This window comes from Oceanobacillus limi, from assembly GCF_900111445.1.
Lineage (GTDB): Bacteria > Bacillota > Bacilli > Bacillales > Amphibacillaceae > Ornithinibacillus > Ornithinibacillus limi.
In genome coordinates, this window is the sequence record NZ_FOHE01000046.1 from 1 (window position 1) to 1,693 (window position 1,693).

Annotated in this window: 5 protein-coding genes; all 5 read right to left on the bottom strand. The window is 34.3% G+C overall.

All coding sequences use genetic code 11. The annotated features are described in order from the left end of the window. Positions 1-101: 101 nt before the first annotated feature. Positions 102-275: a hypothetical protein gene (locus tag BMX40_RS20505; RefSeq protein WP_170840876.1), complete on the bottom strand. Its 174-nt coding sequence runs from the start codon at positions 273-275 to the stop codon at positions 102-104. A gap of 63 nt (positions 276-338) precedes the next feature. Continuing rightward, complete coding sequence (locus BMX40_RS19855; protein ID WP_211753635.1) at positions 339-500, bottom strand: CD1375 family protein; 162 nt, start codon at positions 498-500, stop codon at positions 339-341. Positions 501-528: 28 nt separating this feature from the next. Further along, positions 529-654, bottom strand: coding sequence for a hypothetical protein (locus BMX40_RS20850; protein ID WP_280139696.1), 126 nt, complete (start codon positions 652-654; stop codon positions 529-531). A gap of 3 nt (positions 655-657) precedes the next feature. Then, positions 658-1,041 carry a hypothetical protein gene (locus tag BMX40_RS19860; protein ID WP_090873201.1) on the bottom strand — a complete coding sequence of 128 codons (384 nt, stop codon included), beginning with the start codon at positions 1,039-1,041 and terminating at the stop codon, positions 658-660. Between the two features lie 17 nt (positions 1,042-1,058). Further along, positions 1,059-1,693, bottom strand: a 635-nt coding sequence (locus BMX40_RS19865) for a hypothetical protein (RefSeq protein ID WP_211753636.1), incomplete at its 5' end; no start/stop codon positions are given.

Here is a 1,693-nt window from a genome sequence, read left to right on the forward strand (position 1 = left end):
TCTCATCTTAAATATAACTTTTAGTGTTAATTTTAATATCTTAGTAAAATCCATACTAGCATCCCCGAAATCTAAAAAAAGCCAACTATTGTTGATTCTACCTAGGTACTATGAGTATGAAGTTTACTCGTAAATACTATTTCAACTTCGCCCTTTTCATTTATTTTGACTTTAAAGCTATAGCCTTTATAAATAGCAAAAAAAGTAAGTAAAATTCCTCCTGTAGCACCAGCTACAATAACAACAATAAGCATTTTATCACATACGTGTTTCAAAATAACTATATAGGTATAATACTATATTCATAGACTAATCTCTAATATTTAATAATAAAAAAATTAGTATTGTACAGTTTTTTCCGTTTGTAAAGGTTGTCCATAACCGTCTAGTCCCATTGATTCTAGATCTGCCAATACATCCTCTTTAAGATTACTCGGCACATCATCAATTGTTCTTCTTCCAGCTACAATTAAACTTACAAAAATAGTCACAAAAATCATTTTATCTCCTCCGAATAATAAAAATGGTTTACTGATTACGTTGATCCAAAACATACTGAACAGTCCCTCGATCTTGTTCGGGTACATCCTTCATTTCCCTTCTACTAGCTTCAATTAAATCTGCAAAAATACCGTGTATAGCTTTCGTTTCCATTTATTACACTCCCATCGTCATAACGTATAGGTCTGCAATTGCTTCTTTATTGTTTAGATCTTCAGTTTTTAATTTATCTACTTCTTCGCTTAAAGGTTTCTGATAAACAGGTTCTTGTGGTTCTTCGTTAGGATCAGGATAACTAAACTCTAAATCTTTTGTTTCAGGATTTACTCGAAAACCGTTACTTTCTCGGAAGTCTTGTCTATACTGACCGTATTCTAATTCAATTACGTCAAAGGTTTCTCGATTACGTTCGGTTAGTATTTTATATGTCTGAACGTCTTGTTCTACTGTGGTTGGAATTACCGAGCCTTGGCGCTCACCAGTGTCTAAAATTACGTTACCAGTTAAAATATCATAATATACCTTTTTTCCAACTTGCACATCATCACCTTCCTTTGCTATTCAAATGCTACCCAATCAATTTCGTAAGAGTCACCGTTGAACGTACTACCAAAACGATGAATAGAAGTAAATTCTCCTTGTGAAACGGTTATTGGGTCAGTGAATGTTGTTGTTGAGTCAGCCCTGCCAAAATTCACGTTAATAATTCCATAAGTTATATAGGTAGAAAATCCATAGAGAGCACTGTTATTGTACAATCCAATTACTAAATTAGGTTTAAAACCAAGTCCGGTTACAGTAAAAACAAAATCCCTTGAGTTGACTTTAGTAGTCATGCTAGAACCACTCGCCCACTTTTTACCTGTACCACCAGCTTCTATGCTTCCGATAGCATCAGCTAAATATTGAAACGTTGGGTCGGTAGGTACTTCTATATTTGAATCTTTGTCAGTAATAGCCCCACCGATTAAATCTTTTCCATCACTGACATTTGTAAAAACCTCATTAATTGCACCTACAATAGAAGTTTTTTCAGTAGTTTGAAGCGTTGTTTTATCTCCGATTCCGTGTGCTGTTTCATCATCAACATGTTGCGTATAATCGGCCTGATGTTCATTAACTTGTTTTTCTGTTGCAAGCTCATTATAGCTACCAGCAGTAAGCAAGTTTTCAACTTTCATGCCTGCATCAT

Bases quoted from the DNA above. Each gene is read 5' to 3' on its own strand.
- BMX40_RS20850 (WP_280139696.1), bottom strand. From the start codon at position 654: ATGGAAACGAAAGCTATACACGGTATTTTTGCAGATTTAATTGAAGCT.
- BMX40_RS19855 (WP_211753635.1), bottom strand. From the start codon at position 500: ATGATTTTTGTGACTATTTTTGTAAGTTTAATTGTAGCTGGAAGAAGA.